Annotated in this window: 18 protein-coding genes and 1 pseudogene; 12 read left to right on the top strand and 7 right to left on the bottom strand. The window is 65.7% G+C overall.

Annotated features, from left to right (window positions below):
- Nucleotides 1–29: 29 nt before the first annotated feature.
- Nucleotides 30–809: a triacylglycerol lipase gene (locus tag KDC96_RS01925; RefSeq protein ID WP_212450230.1), complete on the bottom strand. Its 780-nt coding sequence runs from the start codon at nt 807–809 to the stop codon at nt 30–32.
- A gap of 83 nt (nt 810–892) precedes the next feature.
- Nucleotides 893–1,426, bottom strand: coding sequence for a DUF3617 domain-containing protein (locus tag KDC96_RS01920; RefSeq protein ID WP_212450229.1), 534 nt, complete (start codon nt 1,424–1,426; stop codon nt 893–895).
- 140 nt (nt 1,427–1,566) lie between these two features.
- Here KDC96_RS01920 and uvrB point away from each other — a divergent pair, with 140 nt between their 5' ends.
- Nucleotides 1,567–3,762, top strand: coding sequence for an excinuclease ABC subunit UvrB (uvrB, locus tag KDC96_RS01915; RefSeq protein WP_212450228.1), 2,196 nt, complete (start codon nt 1,567–1,569; stop codon nt 3,760–3,762).
- A gap of 3 nt (nt 3,763–3,765) precedes the next feature.
- Here uvrB and KDC96_RS01910 read toward each other — a convergent pair whose 3' ends face one another.
- A complete protein-coding gene (locus tag KDC96_RS01910; RefSeq protein WP_212450226.1) occupies nt 3,766–4,305 on the bottom strand; it encodes a hypothetical protein in 540 nt (179 codons plus the stop codon).
- Nucleotides 4,306–4,527: 222 nt separating this feature from the next.
- On the opposite strand from KDC96_RS01910, the gene KDC96_RS01905 reads away from it, so the two are divergent.
- A complete protein-coding gene (locus tag KDC96_RS01905) occupies nt 4,528–5,085 on the top strand; it encodes a hypothetical protein (protein ID WP_212450224.1) in 558 nt (185 codons plus the stop codon).
- On the opposite strand, the gene KDC96_RS01900 is transcribed toward KDC96_RS01905, so the two are convergent.
- Complete coding sequence (locus tag KDC96_RS01900) at nt 4,994–7,126, bottom strand: protein-disulfide reductase DsbD (RefSeq protein WP_249171877.1); 2,133 nt, start codon at nt 7,124–7,126, stop codon at nt 4,994–4,996. The genes KDC96_RS01905 and KDC96_RS01900 overlap by 92 nt on opposite strands.
- A 58-nt stretch (nt 7,127–7,184) precedes the next feature.
- On the opposite strand from KDC96_RS01900, the gene KDC96_RS01895 reads away from it, so the two are divergent.
- Nucleotides 7,185–8,411: an FAD-dependent monooxygenase gene (locus KDC96_RS01895; RefSeq protein ID WP_212450220.1), complete on the top strand. Its 1,227-nt coding sequence runs from the start codon at nt 7,185–7,187 to the stop codon at nt 8,409–8,411.
- Between the two features lie 19 nt (nt 8,412–8,430).
- On the opposite strand, the gene KDC96_RS01890 is transcribed toward KDC96_RS01895, so the two are convergent.
- From KDC96_RS01890 to hemC, 3 genes are all read right to left on the bottom strand, one after another.
- Nucleotides 8,431–9,324, bottom strand: coding sequence for a hypothetical protein (locus KDC96_RS01890; protein ID WP_249171876.1), 894 nt, complete (start codon nt 9,322–9,324; stop codon nt 8,431–8,433).
- Between the two features lie 108 nt (nt 9,325–9,432).
- On the bottom strand, nt 9,433–10,110 hold the full coding sequence (locus tag KDC96_RS01885) for a uroporphyrinogen-III synthase (protein WP_212450216.1): 678 nt from the start codon (nt 10,108–10,110) through the stop codon (nt 9,433–9,435).
- Nucleotides 10,107–11,060 (bottom strand): hydroxymethylbilane synthase, encoded by a 954-nt coding sequence (hemC, locus tag KDC96_RS01880; RefSeq protein WP_212450214.1) that lies wholly within the window; start codon nt 11,058–11,060, stop codon nt 10,107–10,109. The genes KDC96_RS01885 and hemC overlap by 4 nt, the downstream gene beginning before the upstream one ends.
- Nucleotides 11,061–11,104: 44 nt before the next feature.
- Here hemC and tsaD point away from each other — a divergent pair, with 44 nt between their 5' ends.
- The 9 genes and pseudogenes from tsaD to KDC96_RS01835 all read left to right on the top strand — a co-directional run bounded on the left by tsaD (nt 11,105) and on the right by KDC96_RS01835 (nt 20,675).
- Nucleotides 11,105–12,166 carry a tRNA (adenosine(37)-N6)-threonylcarbamoyltransferase complex transferase subunit TsaD gene (gene tsaD, locus KDC96_RS01875; RefSeq protein WP_212450213.1) on the top strand — a complete coding sequence of 354 codons (1,062 nt, stop codon included), beginning with the start codon at nt 11,105–11,107 and terminating at the stop codon, nt 12,164–12,166.
- Complete coding sequence (locus tag KDC96_RS01870) at nt 12,163–13,185, top strand: NAD(P)H-dependent glycerol-3-phosphate dehydrogenase (protein ID WP_212450212.1); 1,023 nt, start codon at nt 12,163–12,165, stop codon at nt 13,183–13,185. Before tsaD ends, KDC96_RS01870 begins: the two co-directional genes overlap by 4 nt.
- A pseudogene (locus KDC96_RS01865) lies at nt 13,182–14,725 on the top strand (lipopolysaccharide biosynthesis protein). Before KDC96_RS01870 ends, KDC96_RS01865 begins: the two are co-directional and overlap by 4 nt.
- Nucleotides 14,726–15,044: 319 nt before the next feature.
- Nucleotides 15,045–16,511 (top strand): von Willebrand factor type A domain-containing protein, encoded by a 1,467-nt coding sequence (locus tag KDC96_RS01860; protein ID WP_371815517.1) that lies wholly within the window; start codon nt 15,045–15,047, stop codon nt 16,509–16,511.
- A 155-nt stretch (nt 16,512–16,666) separates the two neighbouring features.
- Nucleotides 16,667–17,260: a helix-hairpin-helix domain-containing protein gene (locus KDC96_RS01855; RefSeq protein WP_212450210.1), complete on the top strand. Its 594-nt coding sequence runs from the start codon at nt 16,667–16,669 to the stop codon at nt 17,258–17,260.
- A gap of 63 nt (nt 17,261–17,323) precedes the next feature.
- Nucleotides 17,324–17,680 (top strand): response regulator, encoded by a 357-nt coding sequence (locus tag KDC96_RS01850; protein WP_212450209.1) that lies wholly within the window; start codon nt 17,324–17,326, stop codon nt 17,678–17,680.
- Nucleotides 17,681–17,848: 168 nt separating this feature from the next.
- Nucleotides 17,849–19,024: an acyl-CoA dehydrogenase gene (locus tag KDC96_RS01845; protein WP_212450208.1), complete on the top strand. Its 1,176-nt coding sequence runs from the start codon at nt 17,849–17,851 to the stop codon at nt 19,022–19,024.
- The gene (gene maiA, locus KDC96_RS01840) at nt 19,024–19,668 is read left to right on the top strand and encodes a maleylacetoacetate isomerase (protein WP_212450206.1); all 645 of its coding nucleotides are present in this window, start codon (nt 19,024–19,026) and stop codon (nt 19,666–19,668) included. The genes KDC96_RS01845 and maiA overlap by 1 nt, the downstream gene beginning before the upstream one ends.
- Complete coding sequence (locus tag KDC96_RS01835; protein ID WP_212450203.1) at nt 19,665–20,675, top strand: fumarylacetoacetate hydrolase family protein; 1,011 nt, start codon at nt 19,665–19,667, stop codon at nt 20,673–20,675. The genes maiA and KDC96_RS01835 overlap by 4 nt, the downstream gene beginning before the upstream one ends.
- The last annotated feature ends 44 nt before the right edge of the window (nt 20,676–20,719 follow it).

Below are 20,719 nucleotides of genomic sequence, written 5' to 3'. Positions count from 1 at the left end.
TTTAACCGCGCAATCTGAAAAAGATAGCGTCAGTCGCGTTCGAATTCCGCGAGCACCGCCAGAATCGCCTCCGGCGCATAGGTAAAACCGAGATGGGTGCAGCGCAGCGCAATCGCGCGATCGCGTTCGCCCGGCAGGCCGGCGGCGCAGCGCGGGGCAATGACGCTGTCGTACGGGCTCCACAGCGCCACGGTCTCGACCGGAGGCTTGGCGGAAATGTCGGCTTCGACCGGCGGGGCATCGACCGGGTGCCCGGTGACGAACTGGTAGACCCGCCACGCATTGTTGGCCCGCGGACTGCCGGAAAACGGCGATCCCATGGTGATGACTTTGGCCACGGCCTGCGGGTGGCGATGCGCAAGCTCGCGCGCATACAGCCCGCCCAGGCTCCAGCCGAGCAGCACCACCGGTTCGCGCTTGCGCGCGTGCAGCTCGATCAGACGATCCTCCAGCCGCGCGAAGCGTTCGGGCGTCGGGCCCCAGTTGCGGCCTTCAACGCCCCAGCGTTTTGCTTCGTGCCCGGCGCGTTCGAACTGCTCGGCCATGTAGCGCATCTTGCGCGACCGCGCGCCAAAGCCGGGCAGGATCATCACGGTGCGCGGACGGGCGCTCGCTGGGATTTCAAGCCGCCGCACCAGCCGCCGCGCCGGTTCGGCCAGGATGTCGAGCTCGGCCAGCAGCCGCAGGGCATGCGGCCGGCCGAATTCCTCGTCCGGGCGTTCCTCGCGCGCAAGCGCGATCCGGCGCGCGAACTCGCCCTCCTTCAAGGGGAACGGCGGGAGGCCGGAAAAGGGCGGACGCGTTGCCATGGCCGCGAAACATTACCGTCGCGGCGTGAATGCCAAGTGAAGCAAGGGCTTCCCGCACCCAGCCGCCCGCAGCGGCGGATTGTCTAACCCGGGCAGTCGCCGACCCGCTGTTGCGACGTCTTCATCGTCATCTTCATCGTTTCGCCGTTGGGCCCGCTGGCATCCATGTTCATGGTCATGTCCGACGACGTGCGCGTGCCGGTGCCTTGCAGCGTGATCTTCGCCGCGCCCTGTCCGGGCACCTGGCAATTCATCACCGCGTCCATCCTGCCGCTCTGGATGTCGAAGCGTTCGAAACTGCAATCGCCGCCCTGGGATTCCTTCGCCATCTTCTCGAAGCCCTGCTCCGCGTCTTCCTCGGTCAGACAGAATTCGTGCGTGCGCGGCTCGCCGCCGATCATTGCCTTGAGCATCTGCTGCGCTTCGGGCGGCGCATCGGGAACCTGCAGGTCGACCAGCTCCATCGTGCCGCGATACAGCCCGGCCTGGGGCCTGATCATGCCCTGGTTGCGATCGACCTCGGCCGCCGCCTCGTTGAGGCTGATTTCGCCGTCATTGTCGGCATCGGCACTGCCGGCGCCGGAATCGCCTCCGCATGCCGCCAAACCCAGACTCAAGGTCGCAAGAACTGCTATTCGTTTCGTCACCCGATATCCCTCCACAGCGAATCCTGATCGTCGCGACCGTCGTTATCCGCGCAGGCTAGGCCGAAGGCGGCCACTTCACAATGCGGGCGGCGAGCCTCATATGTTCGCGCATGTCCCAGCTTGTAATCCGCCGCGGTCTCGACGAACCCGAAACCGGCGAGGAGTTCACCCCGCATCGCCCCGCCCGCCCCGAAAAGTCGATGGGCGGCCGGAGGTTCAAGCTCGTCTCGGAGTACGAACCTTCGGGCGACCAGCCGACCGCGATCGCCGAACTGGTCGCGGGAGCGCGGGAGGGCGAGCAAACCCAGACACTGCTCGGCGTCACCGGATCGGGCAAGACCTTCACCATGGCCAAGGTGATCGAGGAATTGCAGCGCCCGGCCCTCGTGCTCGCGCCCAACAAGATCCTCGCCGCGCAGCTTTATGGCGAATTCAAGAGTTTCTTCCCGGAGAACGCAGTCGAGTATTTCGTCTCCTACTACGACTACTACCAGCCCGAAGCCTACGTGCCGCGCTCCGACACCTATATCGAGAAGGAATCGAGCGTGAACGAGGCAATCGACCGGATGCGCCACTCGGCCACCCGCGCGCTGCTCGAACGCGACGACGTGATCATCGTCGCCTCGGTCTCGTGTCTTTACGGTATCGGCTCGGTCGAGACCTATTCGGCGATGGTGTTCGACATCAAGACAGACGAGACGGTCGACCAGCGCGAGCTGATCCGCAAGCTCGTCGCGCTGCAATACAAGCGCAACGATACAGCGTTCGCGCGCGGATGCTTCCGGGTACGGGGCGACAATCTCGAACTGTTCCCGTCGCACTACGAGGACATGGCTTGGCGCATCAGCTTCTTCGGCGACGAGATCGAGGAGATCAGCGAATTCGACCCGCTGACGGGCAAGACCGGCGCGAAGCTCGACAAGGTGCGGGTCTTTGCCAATTCGCACTACGTCACGCCCGGCCCGACGATGAAACAGGCGACCGAAGCGATCAAGTTCGAGCTGGAGCACCGACTCAAGGAGCTGGAGGAAGAAGGCAAACTGCTCGAGCACCAGCGGCTCGAACAGCGCACCAATTTCGACCTCGAGATGATCGCGGCGACCGGTTCATGCGCCGGGATCGAGAATTATTCGCGCTTCCTCACCGGGCGCCTGCCGGGCGAGCCGCCGCCCACCCTGTTCGAATATCTGCCCGAAAACGCGCTGCTGTTCGTCGATGAAAGCCACCAGACGGTGCCGCAGATCGGTGCGATGGCGCGCGGCGACCATCGCCGCAAGATCACGCTCGCCGAATATGGTTTCCGCCTGCCCAGCTGCATCGACAACCGCCCGCTGCGCTTCAACGAATGGGACGCAATGCGCCCGCAGACCTTTGCGATTTCGGCCACGCCCGGCACGTGGGAAATGGAGCAGACCGGCGGCGTGTTCGCCGAACAGGTGATTCGCCCGACCGGCCTGATCGATCCTCCGGTCGAAATCCGCCCGGTCGAGGATCAGGTGCAGGATTGCATCCAGGAATGCCTCGCCACCGCGAAGAAGGGCTACCGCACGCTCGTCACCACGCTGACCAAGCGGATGGCGGAGGACCTTACCGAGTTCATGCACGAGGCGGGCGTGAAGGTCCGCTACATGCACTCCGACGTCGAAACGCTGGAGCGGATCGAGTTGATCCGCGACCTGCGCATGGGCGTGTACGATGTGCTGATCGGGATCAACCTGCTGCGCGAAGGGCTCGACATTCCCGAATGCGGGCTGGTGTGCATCCTCGATGCCGACAAGGAAGGCTTCCTTCGTTCAGAGACTTCGCTGGTCCAGACGATCGGCCGCGCGGCGCGCAACGTCGATGGCCGGGTGATCCTGTATGCCGACCGCATCACCGGCAGCATGGAACGCGCGATGGCCGAAACCGACCGCCGCCGCGCCAAGCAGCAGGCGTACAACGAAGAACACGGCATCACGCCGACCACGATCAAGCGCAATATCCAGGATATCGTCGCGCACACTGCGTCGCAGGACGGAGTGACGGTCGATCTCGAAGACGAAGAGGTCAACAACCTCGTCGGCCACAACCTCCGCGCCTATATCGAGGACCTCGAAAAACGCATGCGCGACGCCGCGGCAGACCTCGAGTTCGAGGAAGCCGGGAGGCTGCGCGACGAGATCCGGCGGCTGGAGAACGACGAGCTTGGCTTGCCGGACGGGGAGAAGAAAGCACCGCGGGTCGGACGCTCGGACGCGGGCAGGCCGGGCACGCGCAAGACACGGTACGGGAAGACGCGCTACAAACGGATGGGCGGGAAGCCTTAGAACTCAAGCTTCTTTGCGCACGAACACCTGCCTGTTGCCCAGCACCCAGGTCTCGCCGCCGTCGCTCGATCGTTCCATGCGCGATTCGAACCGGTCAGGAGTAACGTTGAAGCGCGTGAATCGCAGCTTGATCGTGCTGCCGTCCGCCTGCTCCACCATGGGCGTTTCGCGCGTTTCGCTGTCCATCGGTCCGGTCATGGTCCACAGCTGCCCGTCCGGCCCGACCGAGACCATCTCGATCTCTTGGGTCGAGGGGCGCAGGTAGAACAGGATACCGGATGCCATGGCGAATTCGGGGATCGTGCTGATGCCCTGCACGACCTTGTCCTCGACGACCCAAGCGAAACTATAGGTCCCTGAGAAGTCGCCGGCTTCGCTCCCGTCGTCGCGATAGAAGGTGGTCACTACCTCCCATTCGCCGATCACGTGGCGCAATTGCTCGACGCTCGCATGGGCAACCTCGGGCGAAGCGGGTTCGTCCTGCGCGTAAGCCGGTGCTGTGAATGCCAGCGCCAGCGCGCTGGCGAGCCGAAAGCCTTTCATGGAACGTTCCCTCTGCAATCTGTGCGCGCAACCGCTATTGCATTCTCGGATCGATCGCCCGTCCCGTTCGACCGAGGCGTACCGGATGTCGATAGCGGTCGATCGGCGGCACAGCCGATTTCCGTCGATTGTCGATAGCCCCCATCTGTTGCCCAGATCATCAGAGCGATAGTATTGCAACCAGCGGTCGGTCCCGATCCAGCCCGACGAGATGCCAGACATATGAGATTGTTGTTTCTCTTCACCGTGCTCCTGGCACTGGCTGCGTGCAAGCCTCCGCCTACCGATGCGGATATGGCGCGCGATATGCCGGAGGCCGAGCAAACATTCGCCTCCGATCCGCTGCCCTCGCCTGATACCGAAGGGGCGGTCTGGGCGGAAAGCGCTGAGGCGGAACGGATCATCTATGGCGTACCGGGGCAGCCGGTGCTGCTGGCGCTTGCCTGTATTCGCGACACCTCTGAACCCACCCTTCGCATCGCGCGCCTCAGCCCTGCCGACGAAGGCGCGGGGGCGATGCTGGCGCTGGTCGGCAATGGTGCGATCGGGCGGATGGAGGTGGATGCAACCGAGGTTTCGGGGCGCTCGATCTGGCAAGGCGCACTTCCCGCGACGGATGCGCGCTGGGAGCCATTGTCCGGGCCGCGTCAGGTCACGGTTACGGTGCCCGGCGCGGGCATGGTGACGCTCAATCCGAGCGCGTTGCCCTCGCAATTCCTTGCTGATTGCCGGGGCGAGGTGGCACCGAAGCTGCCCGACCCCGAGACGCTCGCTCCGTAAGCATGTCGGGCGTCAGCACCTGCGGCAGTTGCTCGCCCTCCGCACCCGGCTCGTACCACAGGTAAAGCGGCACGCCCGCCGCGCCTTGCTCGGTCAGGAAGGTGGTGATCTCTTCGTCGCGCACGGTCCAGTCGCCGACCATCGCGATCACCCCCGCTTGCTCGAACACGTCGTGGGTCGCCTCGCGCTCGATCGCGACGCTTTCATTGACCTTGCAGGTGACGCACCAGTCGGCCGTGAACCACAGGAACACGGGCTGACCGGACGCGCGCGCCTCGGCCAGAGCATCGCGGCTGAACTCGCGCGGGGCGAGCAGCGATTCCGACGCCTCGCGGGTCTGCTGCGCGAAGCTGTAAGGCAGCGAAAACGCGCCAAAGATCAGGAACGGAGCAGCGACCAGGCCGAAGGCGGGCCACGCCATCTTGCCGCGCTGCTGCAGCTTGCCAACCACCCACAGCGCAAAGATGATCCCGAACAGCATCACCAGCGCGAACAGCGCAAAGCCACGCCCGCCAAGCTGAACCGTCAGCCAGATCAGCGCCAGCGTCGTCAGACCCATCGGGATCGCCATGATCCGGCGGAACCTCTCCATCCACGCACCGGGCTTGGGCAACATCCCGCGCAGGGCTGGCACGAAGCCGATCAACAGGAACGGCAGCGCCAGCCCCAGTCCCAGCATCGCAAAAAGCAGCAGCGCCAGCGGTGCGGGCAGCAGCAAGGCCGCTCCCAGCGCCGCCGCCATGAACGGGCCTGTGCACGGCGTCGCCGCGAAGGCCGCCAGGAGTCCGGTCGCAAACGCTCCGCCCGGCTCCCCCGCTTGCGTGAAAGTGAAGGACGGCAGCTCGAACACGCCAGCGAAGTTCGCGGTGATGGTCGCGGCCAGCACCAGCAGCACGATGACAATGCCCGGCTCCTGCAACTGGAAAGCCCAGCCGACCTGCTCGCCCGCCGCGCGCAACGCCAACATGAGCGCTCCCAGCCCGACGCAGGCCAGCACCACCCCTGCTGTGTAAGCCAGCCCCTCGCGCCGCGCCTGCACTTCGCTCTCCCCCGCGCGCGCCAGCGACAGCGCCTTGAGGCTCAGGATCGGGAACACGCAGGGCATGATGTTGAGGATCAACCCGCCGACCAATGCGCCGAGGATCAGCGTCCAGAACGGCGGGGTGCCCGCCATTCCGACTGGACCGGCGATCATTTCGCCTTCCAAAGCCACTTCGCCTGCCATGGCCTCGAACCGGACTCCCGCGCCCTCGCCGAAAGCCAGAATTCCCGTGACTCTATCGGGGCTGCTTCCTCCTGAACGCAAAGGAATCTCGACCACGACCTGATCGCCCGAACGCCGGAAGGTCTGTTTCGCCGCATATTGCAAATTGACCGTATCGGCGATGAAGACATGTGGATCGGTGAGGGCGACGCTCGCGGGCAGTGGAATTGCGAGCCTGAGATCGGTTGCAGCCCATTGCAGCGTGGCTTCCGAGTCCAGCAGCGGTGCCACCTCCGCCCGCCAGCGCGCGAAATCGCCGCCCATGCCGATGCTCAGCGCCGCGTCCTGCGGCACGCACACCCTGTCGGTGCAGGCGAGATAATCGACGTAGCCACCGATCGTCGGCAGCCCCTCGACCACAGCATCCTCGGGCACGCGCACCGGCACCAGCACGGCGTATTGCCCTTCGTAAATGTGGTTCATCAGGTCGCCGATCAGCAGCGTCTTCGGCACCGGGTAGAGCGCCTCGCCCGCCTGCCACCCTTGGGGCAGGTCCAGCTCCAGCCGCATCCCCTGCCCCGCGTCGCCGGGATTGGACCAGTATCCGTGCCACTCCGGCGCGCTCGGCGTGAACTTCAGCGCCAGCATCCACTCCTCGCCCGGCTTGGGCAGTCCATCGGCGAGCAACTCGACCGCGATGTTTGCGTCGCCGAACCGCGCCTCGCGCGGAGCTTCACTCTCCTGCGCCTGCACCGACACGGCAATGAGTGCGGCAAACGCAACGAGCCACGCAAACAACAGCGCTTTCCAGTGCGGGAACAATCTTGCTTCGATCACGGCGGAACCTCTAGGGATCACACTCGATATTCGCAATGAATGCGAACAAGGTGACCCAATGACCAACCCCGAAACCGAAACCTGCGACCTCCTGATCCTAGGCGGAGGATTGGTCGGCATGACGCTGGCGCTGGCGGCGGCAAGGAAGGGGTTGTCGAGCCATGTCATCGACCGCGCCGATCCAGCGGAGCTGACCAAGGAAGGCTTCGACGACCGCGCCACAGCGATCTCGACCGCCAGCTGGCACCTGTTCCGCAACATCGGCATGGCCGAGGGGCTGGAGCAGTTCGCCTGCAATATCTCCAGCATCGCCGTGACCGACCAGAACAAGCCGGGGCGGATCGATTTCCAGCCTGAACCGCACGAAGGCACGCTGGGCCGGATGTTCCCCAATCGCCGCCTGCGCCTCGCTCTGTTCGAAGCCGCCGCCAAAGAACCGCTGATCCACTGGGTTTCGAAGGCCGAGATCAGCGAGCGCCAGCGCAGCGAATTTGGCGTCGCGGCAGTTCTCGCCGATGGCCGCAAGCTCAAGGGCCGGTTGATGATCGCGGCCGAAGGGCGCGGTTCTCCCACGCGCGAAGAGGCCGGGATCACCATCGCCAGGTGGGATTACAAGCACCGCGCGATCATTGCGGGTCTGACGCATTCGAAACCGCACGATCATGTCGCGTGGGAGATCTTCTATCCCGCAGGACCGTTCGCGCTGCTGCCGATGAACGACGATGCGGACGGAACCCACCGGTCCTCGCTGGTGTGGACTGTGTCCGAGGCAGACGGGAACGCGGTGATGAAGCTCGGCGACCGGGCGTTTCTCGCCGAAGTGCAGAAACGGATGGGCGACGTGCTCGGCACGGTGACGAGCGTCGGCGCGCGATCCAGCTGGCCGCTCGGCTTCCACCACACCGCGAAGATCACGGGCGAGCGGCTCGCGCTGGTGGGCGATTCCGCCCACGGCATCCATCCGATTGCCGGGCAAGGCCTCAATCTCGGGCTGCGCGATGTCGGGGCGCTGGTCGAGGTGCTGGCCGAAGGTGCGCGGATCGGACTCGACCCGGGCGATGCGCAATTGCTCAAGCGCTACGAGAACTGGCGCGGGCTCGACAGTTTCATGGTCGCGCTGGCGACCGACGGCCTTACGCGGCTGTTCGGCGCGCCGGGCAAGACCGCTTCGGCGGTGCGACGGCTGGGCATGGCGGCGGTGCAGCGCACCGGGCCGCTCAAACACTGGTTCATGGACGAAGCGCGCGGCGTCTCGGGCGATTTGCCGGAACTGCTGAAGGCCTAGGGCGCAGGCCCTCGCGCCGCTATTCTTCGTTGGCGCTGTCGAGCGGGCTTGGCTGACGCACGGGGTTGCCGGCACCATCGCGCAATCCACTCTGGTCGAGCACAGCGGCGGTCTCGATCCGCTCGAGCGCTTCCATCACGCGCATGTATTCTTCGGCATCGGCGATCCAGGCTTCGGCCTTTTCCGCACCGGGCATGTTGCGCACTTCGTCGATCGCGTTCCGGAAACGCCCCTGTTCGAGCGCAAAGCGGGCGCGTTCGAGTCGCCGTTCGGGCTTCGGGGACGGCGTACTTTCGCGCCGGACCACGAACAGCTGGCCAAGTTCGCGACGGAAACGCTGGAACGACATCGATTCCTCGCGCTCGGACAGTTGCGGGCCCAACCCTTCGAGCCGGGCAATCAGCGTATCGAGCCGGATCGGCGTTTCGCGGCGCGAAAAATTGATGATTGTGCTGACCGCATTGGGCCACTGGTCGCTGAAGCGCAGCCGCAGCTGGTCGGCGAGATAGCCGAGTTCGGCCCCGCGCTCGATCGCGCGGCGGGTTGCAAACGCAATCAGCAGACCCTCGGCGCGCGCGGCATTGCCCGCAGCAGCCTGCGCCTGCAGGTCGAGCCGCGCGAGCCGCTGTTCGGCCGCTGCGAGGCGCTGGTCGATGCCGCCCTGCTGTTCAGCCACGACGCGGGTGACGGCTTCCACCGCGCCTTCGGGATTGTCGGCCTCGATCGCTTCGATCGCTTCGGCGATTGCCGGCGTCGGGCTCAAGGCTGCGGCGGGCGTCGTGGCACTCGGACTCGTCTCGGCGAGGGAAGCACCGGCAGCTTCGATCTCGGGAGTGTCGGGCTGCGCGTTGTACCACACGATATAGCCCACCAGCATTCCTCCCGCGATGAAGGACGCCAGGGCGGCGAGCATGAATCCCCGGTTTGAGGCAGGCTTGCGGCGGCTACCGTATTTCGATTCCATCGTATTCCGTTCTGCGACCCTGTTTCCGCCCGAGGGCATGCGGGGTGGTTTCCGGCCTTATTTGCACATGTCCCGCAGCATTTCCAGCAGAGCGCTGTCGCTGGGATGCGGGGCAATGTGGATGGCGCGCCAGCCCCGGCCCGCCGCATCGGCGATGCGCGGCCCCAGCGCAGCAATCGACACTGTAGCAGGTTCAACGTGTAAGCGTTTGCATTCGCTAACGAACTGCCGGGCTGATGCCGCCGAATGGAGCGCCACGACAGGCGTGCGCCGGAGCAGCCGTGCAGCCGGTTCGGACAGCATGCAGGGGACCATCCGGTAAACAACGCGCTCGTCGATGGAGACCCCGTCGGCAGCGGTCAGATCGATCCGTTCGGCTCCGGAAAGGCGCAGGAACCGGATCGGTGGGTGCGCGGCGTCGATCACGCTCTGCAATCCGCCTTCGCCCGTTACCGCGACCGCGAAGCCCGCGCGCTCGGCCGCCCGCGCCGTCGCGGTTCCGACAGCGTGGACCGGAAGTTGCCTCAGCGCATCGAGCCGCGCCCCGCCATGCCGGAACACGTTGGCGCTTCCCACCAGCAGCGCATCGAAATCCGTCGGTTCCGGCGCGTCCCACGCCACCGGCTCCGCCAGCGACAGGGCACAGCCATGCATGTCGAGGCCAAGCTTGCGCCCCGCCTCCAGCGTCGCGGAAAGCCCGGGTTCGGGACGGATCGCCAGAACCGGCGTCGTCATGCCGTGGTGCGGAAATGCGGCGCGATGCCGGGCGTCGCGCGGGTCAGCAGGTCTTCGGCAAGAGCGTGCACCGGGTCGTGATCGCCGGGTGCGAACTGTGCGCTGCCTTCGATCCGTTCGCTGCCATCGGGGCTGAACAGCGCCGCGCGCAGGGTCAGTCCATGGCCCGATCCGTCGCACAGCACCGCCACCGGGCTGTGGCAGGTCCCGCCGAGACCGGCGAGCAGCGCGCGTTCTGCCGTGATCTCGGCCCGGGTCGCGGCGTGGTCGATCGCGGCAAGCGCTTGGGTAGCGGCCCGGTTGTCGGCGAGGCATTCCAGCGCAATCACGCCCTGCGCCGCAGCCGGAATCCAGTCGCCAACCGGCAGCGGCGATCCGACCGCGGACTGCCCCAGCCGCTCCAGCCCCGCCGCCGCAAGGAACGTCACATCCGCCTCTCCCGCTCCGAGCTTGCCGAGCCGCGTAGCGACATTGCCGCGGAAGGTAACCACCTGGCAATCGGGCCGCAGGTTGAGCAGCTGCGCTGCGCGCCGGGGCGCGCTGGTGCCGACCACCGCGCCTCGGGGGATTGCCGCAATACTATCCGCCCCGACCAGCGCGTCCCTGCGGTCGGCGCGCGGCAGGAAAGCGGCGAAGTGGAACGCATCGGGCCGCAACGTCTCGACATCCTTGGCCGAGTGCACCGCCGCATCGATCAGCCCTTCGGCAAGCCAGGCGTCGAGTTCCTTGGTCCACAGCGCCTTGCCGCCGATCTCGGCCAGCGGGCGGTCGAGCACCTTGTCGCCGCTCGCCAGAACCGGAACCAGTTCGACTGCGTCCTCGCTCCAGCCATGCGCCGCACAGAGCCGCGCGCGGGTCTCGATCGCCTGCGCCATGGCCAGCGGCGAATTGCGGGTCCCGAGGCGGATCTTGACCTTGGTGGGCGGATTTCCGGGTGTTGACTGGCTCATGCTCGCGCTTGCCCTAGCTTGAGGAGCGAGTAAGTGGAAGCGCGATGGGATCGACAACGCACAATCCAGACCACGCGGCGCTGGTGCTCGGGATCGAGTCGAGTTGCGACGAGACGGCGGTGGCGCTGGTGACCGGCGACCGGCGGATTGTCGCGCAGCGGATCGCCTCGCAGGAGGCCGAGCATGCGCCCTATGGCGGGGTGGTGCCGGAGATTGCGGCGCGCGCGCATGCCGAGCGGCTGGCACCGATGCTCCAAGCGGTGATGGCCGATGCCAGGCTCGGCCTAGCCGATGTCGACGCGATCGCCGCGACTGCAGGTCCGGGTCTGATCGGCGGCGTGATGGTCGGGCTGGTCAGCGCCAAGGCGCTGGCGATGGCGAGCGACAAACCCCTGATGGCGATCAACCATCTCGAAGGCCACGCGCTTTCACCCCGGCTTGCCGATCCCGATCTCGCGTTTCCCTACCTCCTGCTGCTCGTGTCCGGCGGGCATTGCCAGATCCTCGGCGTCGAGGGAGTCGGCGAATACCGCCGGCTCGCCACTACGATCGACGATGCGCTGGGCGAGGCGTTCGACAAGACCGCCAAGATCCTCGGGCTCGGCTATCCGGGCGGTCCGGCGGTCGAACGGCTGGCGCGCGAAGGCGATCCCGGTGCGGTTGCGCTGCCGCGTCCGATGAAGGGATCGAAGGAACCGCACTTTTCGTTCGCCGGGCTGAAAAGCGCGGTGCTGCGTGCACATGAGAGCGGCGATCATACCGCTGCAGACATCGCGGCGAGTTTCCAGCAGGCGGCAGTGGATTGCCTGATCGACCGGCTCGGCCATGCGCTCGCGGCAGGCAAGTGGCCTGCGCTGGTGGTTGCCGGGGGCGTTGCAGCCAACCAGACAGTGCGCGCCGCGCTCGAGGCGCTCGCGGCGCAGCACGATATGCGCTTCGTCGCCCCGCCCTTGGCACTGTGCACCGACAATGCCGCAATGATCGCCTGGGCCGGTTGCGAGCGCCTGCCGCTCGGGCAATCGGATCCGCTCGATATCAAGGCGCGACCGCGCTGGCCGCTCGATCCCGAAGCCGAGAAGGTGCGCGGCGCAGGAGTCAAGGCATGACCCTTCGAAACACTCGGGACGATCGGGAGACGATCGGTGTCGTCGGCGCAGGAGCGTGGGGCACCGCGCTGGCGCAGATGCTTGCCAGCGACGGGCGCGAGGTCCTGCTGTGGGCTTACGAGCCCGAGGTGGTCGCGGCGATCAATGCCGAACGCAGGAACCCTGTCTACCTGCCCAGCGCCGAGCTTGCGCCGGGCATACGCGCCACCGGGGATCTCGGCGAATTCGCCACGCTCGACATCGTCCTTGGCGTCACCCCGGCACAGGTGCTCGGCAAGGTGTTGAGCCAACTGCCGAACACTCCCCGCGATCTGGTGCTGTGTTCGAAGGGGATCGAAGCCGGGACCGGGCATCTGATGAACGATGTCGCGCGCTCGGCCTGCCCCGACAGCACCATCGCGGTCCTTTCGGGACCGACCTTCGCGCATGAAGTTGCCGCCGGGCTGCCCACCGCGGTCACCCTCGCCTGCGGTGGCGGCGAAGCTCAGTGGGAGCGGCTCAAGCCCGCCATCGCCCGGCCGGCTTTCCGCCCGTATTTCACCGACGACGTGGTTGGAGCGGAGATCGGCGGAGCGATCAAGAATGTGCTCGCCATCGCGTGTGGCCTGGTCGACGGCCTTGCGCTCGGCCAGAACGCACGCGCCGCGCTGATAGCGCGCGGTTATGCCGAAATGCTGCGTTTCGGCGAGGCGCTGGGTGCGCGGGCGGAAACGCTCGCAGGGCTGTGCGGGCTCGGTGACCTGGTGCTGACCTGCTCTTCGACGTCGAGCCGCAACTTCTCGCTCGGCAAGGCGCTCGGCGAGGGCCAGAGCGCCGCCGACCTGATGGCCGATCGCACCACCGTAGCCGAAGGCGCGCATACCGCGCCGGTGCTGGCCAGGCTGGCCCAGGAGCGCGATATCGCCATGCCGATCGTGATGGCCGTCCATGCCATCCTCGAGGGCGAAAACACGCGCGAGGTCGTTGCCAGGCTGCTCGCCCGCCCCCTGCGCGCCGAACAGACAGACAACGGCGAATGACCGACGCCAAGGCGCAACCGCAACCCGCCACCGGTGGCGACGACATGGCGACGCTGGCCAGGGGCGGGCGCACGAATACGCTCGGCTTCGTCATCCGGCTGCTCGGCAACATCCCGTTCCTGTTCATCGGCTACCGCCTGTACGGGGTCGAAGACATGGGGCGCTTCGCCTCGGCCTTCGTGATCATCGAGGTCCTCGCGCTGGTCTGCGCGCTCGGGGAAAAGCGCGGGCTGGCGCAGCGCCTTACCGAAGGGTCAGACGCTCGCGCGGCGGATCACGCCCCGCAATCGAACCTCGTGTTCGACGGGATGCTGGCCTCGCTGCTGATCTCGCTGGTCGCCTGCGCGATCCTGTTGCTGTTCCCGGTGATCGTCTTCCCGAGCGGTACCAGCAGTGAATTCGACATCTGGATGATCGCCGCCGTCCCTGCTTTCGCGCTCACCGAAATCCTGCTGGCGGCGCAGGCCTATCGCTACGATATCGCCACCACCGTGCGGGCGCGGGCGATCGTCGAGCCGTGGACCCGCTCGATCGCGGTCGGGGCGTTCTTCTTCATTCCCGCGGTCAGCGACGGTGGCCTCGCCCTCGCCTTTCTCGCTTCGATCTATGCCGGGCTGCTGACCGCCGCGTGGTCGTTCTTCCGTACCTTTGGCCTGCCGCGCGGGTGGCGACCGCGCCCGCGCTATCTCGGCAAGATGACCGCCCGCGCGCTGCCGCTGATCGGGCGGACGTCATCGAACGCGGCACGCGGCTGCTCGACATCTTCCTGCTCGGCCAGTTCACTTCGGCGGCAGCAGTCGGCATCTACTTCTTCGCCAAGGAGGTCACGAGCCTGCCGCAGAAACTCAAATCGAGTTTCGAGCCGATCCTTTCCCCGGTCATCACCAAGAACCTCAAGATCGGCAACATGACCGCGATCGCGGCGCAGGTGCGGCAGGTGGGGTTCTGGATCATCGCGCTGCAGCTTGGAATCGCACTCGCGCTGGCGATCCCGGGCGAAGCGGTGATGGGGCTCGGCGGGCCGGCGATCGTCGGCGGCACCGGCGCGCTTGCGCTGCTGCTGATGGCCGAGGTTGCCGGGTCGATGGCGGTCGTGTCGGAAAGCGTGCTGGTCTACATCGCGCGCAAGCGAAACCTTGCGATCTCGATCGGGATCATCACGCTCCAGGGCGTGCTGACGGTGGCGTTGATCCTGCTCGCCGAACATCTCGAACTCGGGGAAGGCTTCAAGGCGGCGGGGGCCGCGCTGGCGCTGTTCCTGGCGCTCGGCGCGTCGAGCCTGATCAAGGCGCTGGTGCTCAAGACCCTGCTCAAGGCACCGGTGAGCAACTGGCGCTGGGGGCTGGTGTGGGCGACCGGCCCGGCGGTGGTGATCGGTTTCGCGTTCACGCTGCTGCCCGAATGGATTGAGCTGCTGGTCGGCATTCCGGCGATCCTTGCAGCTTATGGCTACGTGATCTGGAAACGCGGATTTGGCGAGGACGATCGCGTGCTGTTTCGCAAGAACGTGTCTCCCGATGCCGCAGTTTCGGATATTTGAAGCGGCCACATTTCATCGCCCTTACAGAGCATTCAGTCGCTATTCACTCGCTTCGGCAGAGCTTTGCCCCGGGTAATGAGGGGAGTGTGCGATGCGTGCGTGGAAACTGGCCAGCGTTTTAGTTTTGGGCGTTGCAATCGCGGGATGCGCCGCGCAGCAAAGCGGTGAGATCGCGAGCACCGGCAAGCCCGTTGACAGCACGACCGAGGCACCGCCTCCCCCTCCACCACCTCCGCCGCCGCCACGGGCCTCAACCGCAGACAACGCGGTTGTCGTCACCGGATCGCGCGTAGCCAATCAGGCGCAGGAATCGCGAGCCATGCGGGTCGCCCCTGCCATTGCGCCCGCACCGGGCTTCGTCCCGCCGGTCGTTGTCGCCACCGATCCGGGCCGCGAGCGCTATGACGGCGAGGAGGTCTCGCCGGTCAAGCTGACCAGCGCCGAGCCGGTCTCGACCTTCTCGGTCGATGTCGACACCGGGGCTTATGCCAATGCCCGCCGGTTCCTGACGCAGGGCACGATGCCGCCGCAGGCCGCTGTGCGGACCGAGGAGATGATCAACTATTTCCGCTACGATTACGATCGCCCGACCGACCGGTCGCAGCCGTTCACCGTCACCACCGATGTCGCGAAGACGCCGTGGAACGCCGACACCTACCTGATGCGCATCGGGCTGCGCGGTTACGATATCGACCGCGCCGAACGCCCGCCGGCGAACCTCGTGTTCCTGATGGATGTTTCGGGATCGATGGCCAGCCCCGACAAGCTGCCGCTGGTCAAGACCGCGCTGTCCGGCCTTGCCGGCGAACTGTCCGCGAAGGACCGCGTCTCGATCGTTGTCTATGCCGGGGCTGCGGGACTGGTGCTCGAACCCACCAACGATGTGAAGAAGATCCGCCGCGCGCTCGACGAGCTGTCGGCGGGCGGCTCGACCGCCGGCGGCGCGGGGCTCCAGCTGGCCTACAACATCGCCGAAGACAATTTTATCGAGGGCGGCGTCAACCGCGTGATCCTCGCCACCGATGGCGATTTCAACGTCGGCGTGTCGGACCAGAAGGCGCTGGTCGAGATGATCGAAGGCTATCGCGACCGCAACATCACGCTCACCACGCTCGGGTTCGGCACGGGCAATTACAATGAAACGATGATGGAGCAGATCGCCAATCACGGGAACGGCAACTACGCTTATATCGACACCGCGCTCGAAGCGAAGAAGGTGCTCGGCGATGAAATGAGCTCGACCCTGTTCACCATTGCCAAGGACGTGAAGATCCAGGTGGAATTCAACCCGGCGGTGATCTCGCAATACCGCCTCGTCGGCTACGAAAACCGCGCGCTGCGCGAAGAGGATTTCGACAACGACCGGGTCGATGCCGGCGATATCGGCGCAGGGCATCAGGTCACGGCGATCTACGAGGTGGTGCCGACCGGGGCCAGGGGCTGGATCGCGCCGCGCCGCTACGAAGACGCGCCGCAATCCGAAGCCGCCCGCAGGATGGCCGAGGCGGCGCATGTGAAACTGCGCTACAAGCTGCCCGATGGCGATACGTCGAAACTGATCGATTACGTGGTTACCAGCGATCAGCTGAAAGCGGCGCGCGCGCCGCGCGGCGACTTTGCCTTCGCTGCCGCGGTCGCCGCATTCGGACAGATCCTGCGCGGCGACGAGAAGATGCAGGGCTTCGACCATGACGATGTCGGTGCTCTGGCCGGGAGACAGGACGATTTCTGGCGGCAGGAATTCCTCCAGCTCAACGCCCTTGCGGCCAGCATGAAGGGCGGCTGACCTCCTCCTTCCGCAACCGGAACCGAATACACGGGCGGCACGTTTCCCGACGTGCCGTCCGTTTGTCTGTGAGCCTCTTATCGAAGGGCTTGGGCGGGCCGCCCATGCCCTGCTAAGGGGCGCGCCGACATCATCCCAATCCGAGGTTCCGATTCATGACTTTCAACGAAGCCCTACCCTATGTCCTCGCCGGGCTTGCCGTCCTCCTGTTGCTGGTGGCGCTGTTTTACTTCGTCAATCGCAAGACCAGCGTTGTGGACCGCGACCGCAAGGACGTGCTCGACGAAGGCGCCGCGCGGGCCCAGCGCAACCAGGCACTGATCGACGCACCGCGATCGGTCGAACAGGATTTCGGGCCGACGTCGGCCAACGCCAATTCCGACACGATCGCCGCCGCCGGAGCGGTCGCCGATGCGGAGGCCGGCGTTTCGGTCGCGCCGACTGTAGGCGATCCGGTTCCGCCCGCCCCAACTCCGGCCCCCTCCCCGGCCACAGCCCCGGCAACTGCCGCCGACGATCTGACCACCATCAAGGGGCTCGGCCCGAAGCTCGCGACGGTGCTTCACGAGCAGGGCATCACAACCTTCGCCCAGATCGCCGCGTGGACCGATTCGGACGTCGAGCGCATCGATGCACAGCTTGGGCGGTTCAAGGGCCGCATCAGCCGCGACAATTGGGTTGAACAGGCCAAACTGCTGGCAGCAGGAGATGAATCCGGTTTCGCAGCAAGATTCGGCCAGAACGGGTGAGGTTTTCCGGAACAAAAGTGCCCGATCCGTGTTAGGAGAAACGATAACATTCGGGAGGGCGCGATGAGCGGACGCATACTGGTCGCGGAAGACGAGATGATTATCGGTATTGACCTGTGCGACACGGTCGCGGAAGCGGGTTTCTCCGTCGAAGGTCCGCACAGCGGCATTTCGTCGGCCATGCTCGCGTTCCAGAAAGAGAAACCCGATCTCGCGATCCTTGATATCCAGCTCGACGATGGCATCGTGTTTCCTCTCGCACAGAAGCTTGCCGCCGAAAACGTACCCATCATTTTCCATTCGGGTCGGCACTCTCGTGCCGAGGTCGAAGCGCATTTTCCGACCGCGACCACGCTGGAAAAGCCGTGCCCGCCCGCAGCAATGCTGGATGCCGTGAACGAGGTGCTCGCCGCGGCCTGAGCCGGTGCACCGCAACGTTCGACAAGGCGAGCCGGGGCCGGTCCCCGCGCTCGCCTTTTTCTTGCGGCACGCCGCCAAGCCTGCGAGAGGTGGAATGAACAGGTTTCAGGAGTAACCAGTGAACGCCCCCCACAAGTTCGGCCAGTCTTCGAGCAGCCCCCCTCGGGCATGGTCCCGTTCAATTGGGAAGACCCGTTCGACCTCGAAAGCCAGCTGACCGAAGACGAGCGAATGATCCGCGACACCGCGCACGCCTTCGCGCAGTCCGAGTTGCAACCGCGCGTGATCGAGGCGTTTCGCGAGGAGACCTCCGCGCCCGAACTGTTCCCGCTGATGGGACAGGCGGGCCTGCTTGGCGCGACCATCCCCGAGGAATATGGCGGTGTCGGCGCGAGCTATGTCGCCTACGGCCTGATCGCGCGCGAGATCGAGCGGGTCGACAGCGGCTATCGTTCGATGGCGAGCGTGCAGTCCAGCCTCGTGATGCACCCGATCTACGCCTACGGCTCCGAAGAGCAGAAGCGCAAATACCTCCCCGGCCTCGCCAGTGGCGAGCTGATAGGCTGTTTCGGCCTGACCGAGCCCGATGCCGGCTCCGACCCGGCGGGCATGAAGACTGTCGCGAGGAAGGACGGCGACGGATACGTGATCTCCGGCTCGAAAACGTGGATCTCCAACTCGCCCTTTGCCGACGTTTTCGTGGTCTGGGCCAAGTCGGAAGAACACGGCGGCGGCATTCGCGGCTTTATCCTCGAGAAAGGGATGAAGGGCCTTTCGGCGCCCAAGATCGAAGGCAAGATTTCGCTCCGCGCCTCGACCACCGGCATGATCGTGATGGACGAGGTGAAGCTGCCCGCCGACGCGCTGCTGCCCGATGTGCAGGGCCTCAAGGGCCCGTTCGGCTGCCTCAACCGCGCGCGCTACGGCATCAGCTGGGGCGCGATGGGCGCAGCGGAATTCTGCCTCCACGCGGCGCGGCAATACGGGCTAGACCGCAAGCAGTTCGGCCGCCCGCTGGCGGGGACGCAACTCTACCAGAAGAAGCTCGCCGACATGATGAGCGATATCGCGCTGGGCCTGCAGGCTTCCTTGCGCGTCGGTCGCCTGATGGACGAAGGCCGCTTCGCCCCCGACATGATCTCGATCGTCAAGCGCAACAATGTCGGCAAGGCGCTCGATATCGCCCGGCAGGCGCGCGACATGCATGGCGGCAACGGCATTAGCGAGGAATACCAGGTGATCCGCCACGCGGTGAACCTGGAGACGGTCAACACCTACGAAGGCACACACGATGTGCACGCGCTGATCTTGGGTCGGGCCGTGACGGGGATCGCGGCGTTCTGATGCGGCTTTACGGTTACTACCGGTCCTCGACCTCGTACCGCCTCAGGATCGCGCTTGAACTCAAGGGACTCGAATTCGAGAACATCCCCGTCAACCTGCTCGAAGCCGAGCAAAAGGGCGAGGCCTTCACCAGTCGCAACCCGTTCGGATCGGTGCCGATGCTCGAGGCCGACGGCCGCGACCGGTCGCAGTCGATGGCGCTGATCGAATGGCTCGACGAGGCCTATCCCGATCCGCCGTTGCTGCCGAAGGACATCGAGCAACGCTACACCGCGCGCGAAATGGCCTATGCGATCGCGACCGAGCTGCACGCGCCGCTCAACCTGCCAGTGCTGAAGTATCTCAAGGAGCAATACGGCAAGACGCAGGACGAGATCGGCACCTGGTATCGCCACTGGCTCGCGCGCACGCTGATCCCGGTCGAAGCGCGGCTGGCGCAGCTGGGCACAGGCGACTTCCTGTTCGATACACCGGGCCTGTTCGAAGTCGTGCTGCTGCCGCAGGTCTACAACGCGCAGCGCTTTGAATACGACTTTACCGATCACCCGCATATCGCGCGGATCGAGGCGGCGTGCCTTGCCCTGCCCGCTTTCCGGCGCGCGCATCCCGATAATCAACCCGACAATCCCGAGAGAAACCGATGAAACTTGCAACGCTCAACGATGGCACCCGTGACGGCAAGCTCGTCGTCGTATCCAAGGATCTCACCCGCTGCTGTGCCGCGGGCTATATCGCGCCGACGATGCAGGCTGCGCTCGACAATTGGGCGCGGGTCGCACCAGAGCTCGAGGTGCTGGCGCGCGATGTCGAGCACGAGGCGGTACCGTGCGAGCGGTTTCACGAACGTCAGGCACATTCGCCGCTGCCGCGCGCCTATCAATGGGCGGACGGATCGGCCTATATCAACCACGTCGAGCTGGTGCGGCAGGCGCGCGGGGCCGAGGTTCCGGAGAGCTTCTATCACGATCCGCTGATGTATCAGGGCGGCAGCGACGGCTTCCTGCCGCCGCGCGCGGACATCCCGCTGGGCGATATCGCGTGGGGCTGCGACATGGAAGGCGAGGTCGCGGTGATCGTCGACGACGTGCCGATGGGCGTGTCGGCAGAAGACGCGGCCAGCCACATCAAACTGGTGATGCTGGTCAACGATGTGAGCCTGCGCGGCCTGATCCCCGGAGAACTCGCCAAAGGCTTCGGCTTCTTCCAGTCAAAGCCCGCCAGCGCCTTTTCGCCGGTCGCGGTGACGCCCGACGAGCTGGGCGATGCGTGGAAGGATTCGCTGATCCACCTGCCGCTGATGGTCGATTACAATGGCGAGCCGTTCGGCCGCGCCGAGGCCGGGGTCGATGCGACCTTCAGCCTCGCCCAGTTGGTCGCGCATGCCGCAAAGACCCGGAGCCTTGGCGCGGGCTCGATCATCGGTTCGGGCACGATCTCGAACAAGGGCGCGGATGGCGGCCCGGGCAAGCCGGTCAGCGAAGGCGGGCTCGGCTATTCGTGCATCGCCGAAATCCGCATGATCGAAACGATCCGCGACGGCGAGGCGAAGACCCGTTTCATGCAGCCGGGCGACACGGTGAAGGTCGAGATGCGCGACAAGGACAACCACTCGATCTTCGGCTCGATCGAGCAGACGGTGGTGGGGGTCTGAACGGCCCTCCACCAAAGCGATTGAGTTGGCACGTTAAATGGCAT

The organism is Erythrobacter sp. JK5 (assembly GCF_018205975.1).
Taxonomy (GTDB): domain Bacteria; phylum Pseudomonadota; class Alphaproteobacteria; order Sphingomonadales; family Sphingomonadaceae; genus Erythrobacter.
The sequence above is the reverse complement of the archived record's forward strand: the minus strand, read 5'-3'. Positions and strand labels throughout refer to the sequence as shown.

Coding starts and splice junctions, on each gene's coding strand:
- KDC96_RS01925 (WP_212450230.1), bottom strand. CDS start 809: ATGGCAACGCGTCCGCCCTTTTCCGGCCTCCCGCCGTTCCCCTTGAAG.
- uvrB (WP_212450228.1), top strand. CDS start 1,567: ATGTCCCAGCTTGTAATCCGCCGCGGTCTCGACGAACCCGAAACCGGC.
- KDC96_RS01910 (WP_212450226.1), bottom strand. CDS start 4,305: ATGAAAGGCTTTCGGCTCGCCAGCGCGCTGGCGCTGGCATTCACAGCA.
- KDC96_RS01905 (WP_212450224.1), top strand. CDS start 4,528: ATGAGATTGTTGTTTCTCTTCACCGTGCTCCTGGCACTGGCTGCGTGC.
- KDC96_RS01895 (WP_212450220.1), top strand. CDS start 7,185: ATGACCAACCCCGAAACCGAAACCTGCGACCTCCTGATCCTAGGCGGA.
- KDC96_RS01890 (WP_249171876.1), bottom strand. CDS start 9,324: ATGCTCGCCGCCCTGGCGTCCTTCATCGCGGGAGGAATGCTGGTGGGC.
- KDC96_RS01885 (WP_212450216.1), bottom strand. CDS start 10,110: ATGACGACGCCGGTTCTGGCGATCCGTCCCGAACCCGGGCTTTCCGCG.
- hemC (WP_212450214.1), bottom strand. CDS start 11,060: ATGAGCCAGTCAACACCCGGAAATCCGCCCACCAAGGTCAAGATCCGC.
- tsaD (WP_212450213.1), top strand. CDS start 11,105: ATGGGATCGACAACGCACAATCCAGACCACGCGGCGCTGGTGCTCGGG.
- KDC96_RS01870 (WP_212450212.1), top strand. CDS start 12,163: ATGACCCTTCGAAACACTCGGGACGATCGGGAGACGATCGGTGTCGTC.
- KDC96_RS01860 (WP_371815517.1), top strand. CDS start 15,045: ATGCGGGTCGCCCCTGCCATTGCGCCCGCACCGGGCTTCGTCCCGCCG.
- KDC96_RS01855 (WP_212450210.1), top strand. CDS start 16,667: ATGACTTTCAACGAAGCCCTACCCTATGTCCTCGCCGGGCTTGCCGTC.
- KDC96_RS01850 (WP_212450209.1), top strand. CDS start 17,324: ATGAGCGGACGCATACTGGTCGCGGAAGACGAGATGATTATCGGTATT.
- KDC96_RS01845 (WP_212450208.1), top strand. CDS start 17,849: ATGGTCCCGTTCAATTGGGAAGACCCGTTCGACCTCGAAAGCCAGCTG.
- maiA (WP_212450206.1), top strand. CDS start 19,024: ATGCGGCTTTACGGTTACTACCGGTCCTCGACCTCGTACCGCCTCAGG.
- KDC96_RS01835 (WP_212450203.1), top strand. CDS start 19,665: ATGAAACTTGCAACGCTCAACGATGGCACCCGTGACGGCAAGCTCGTC.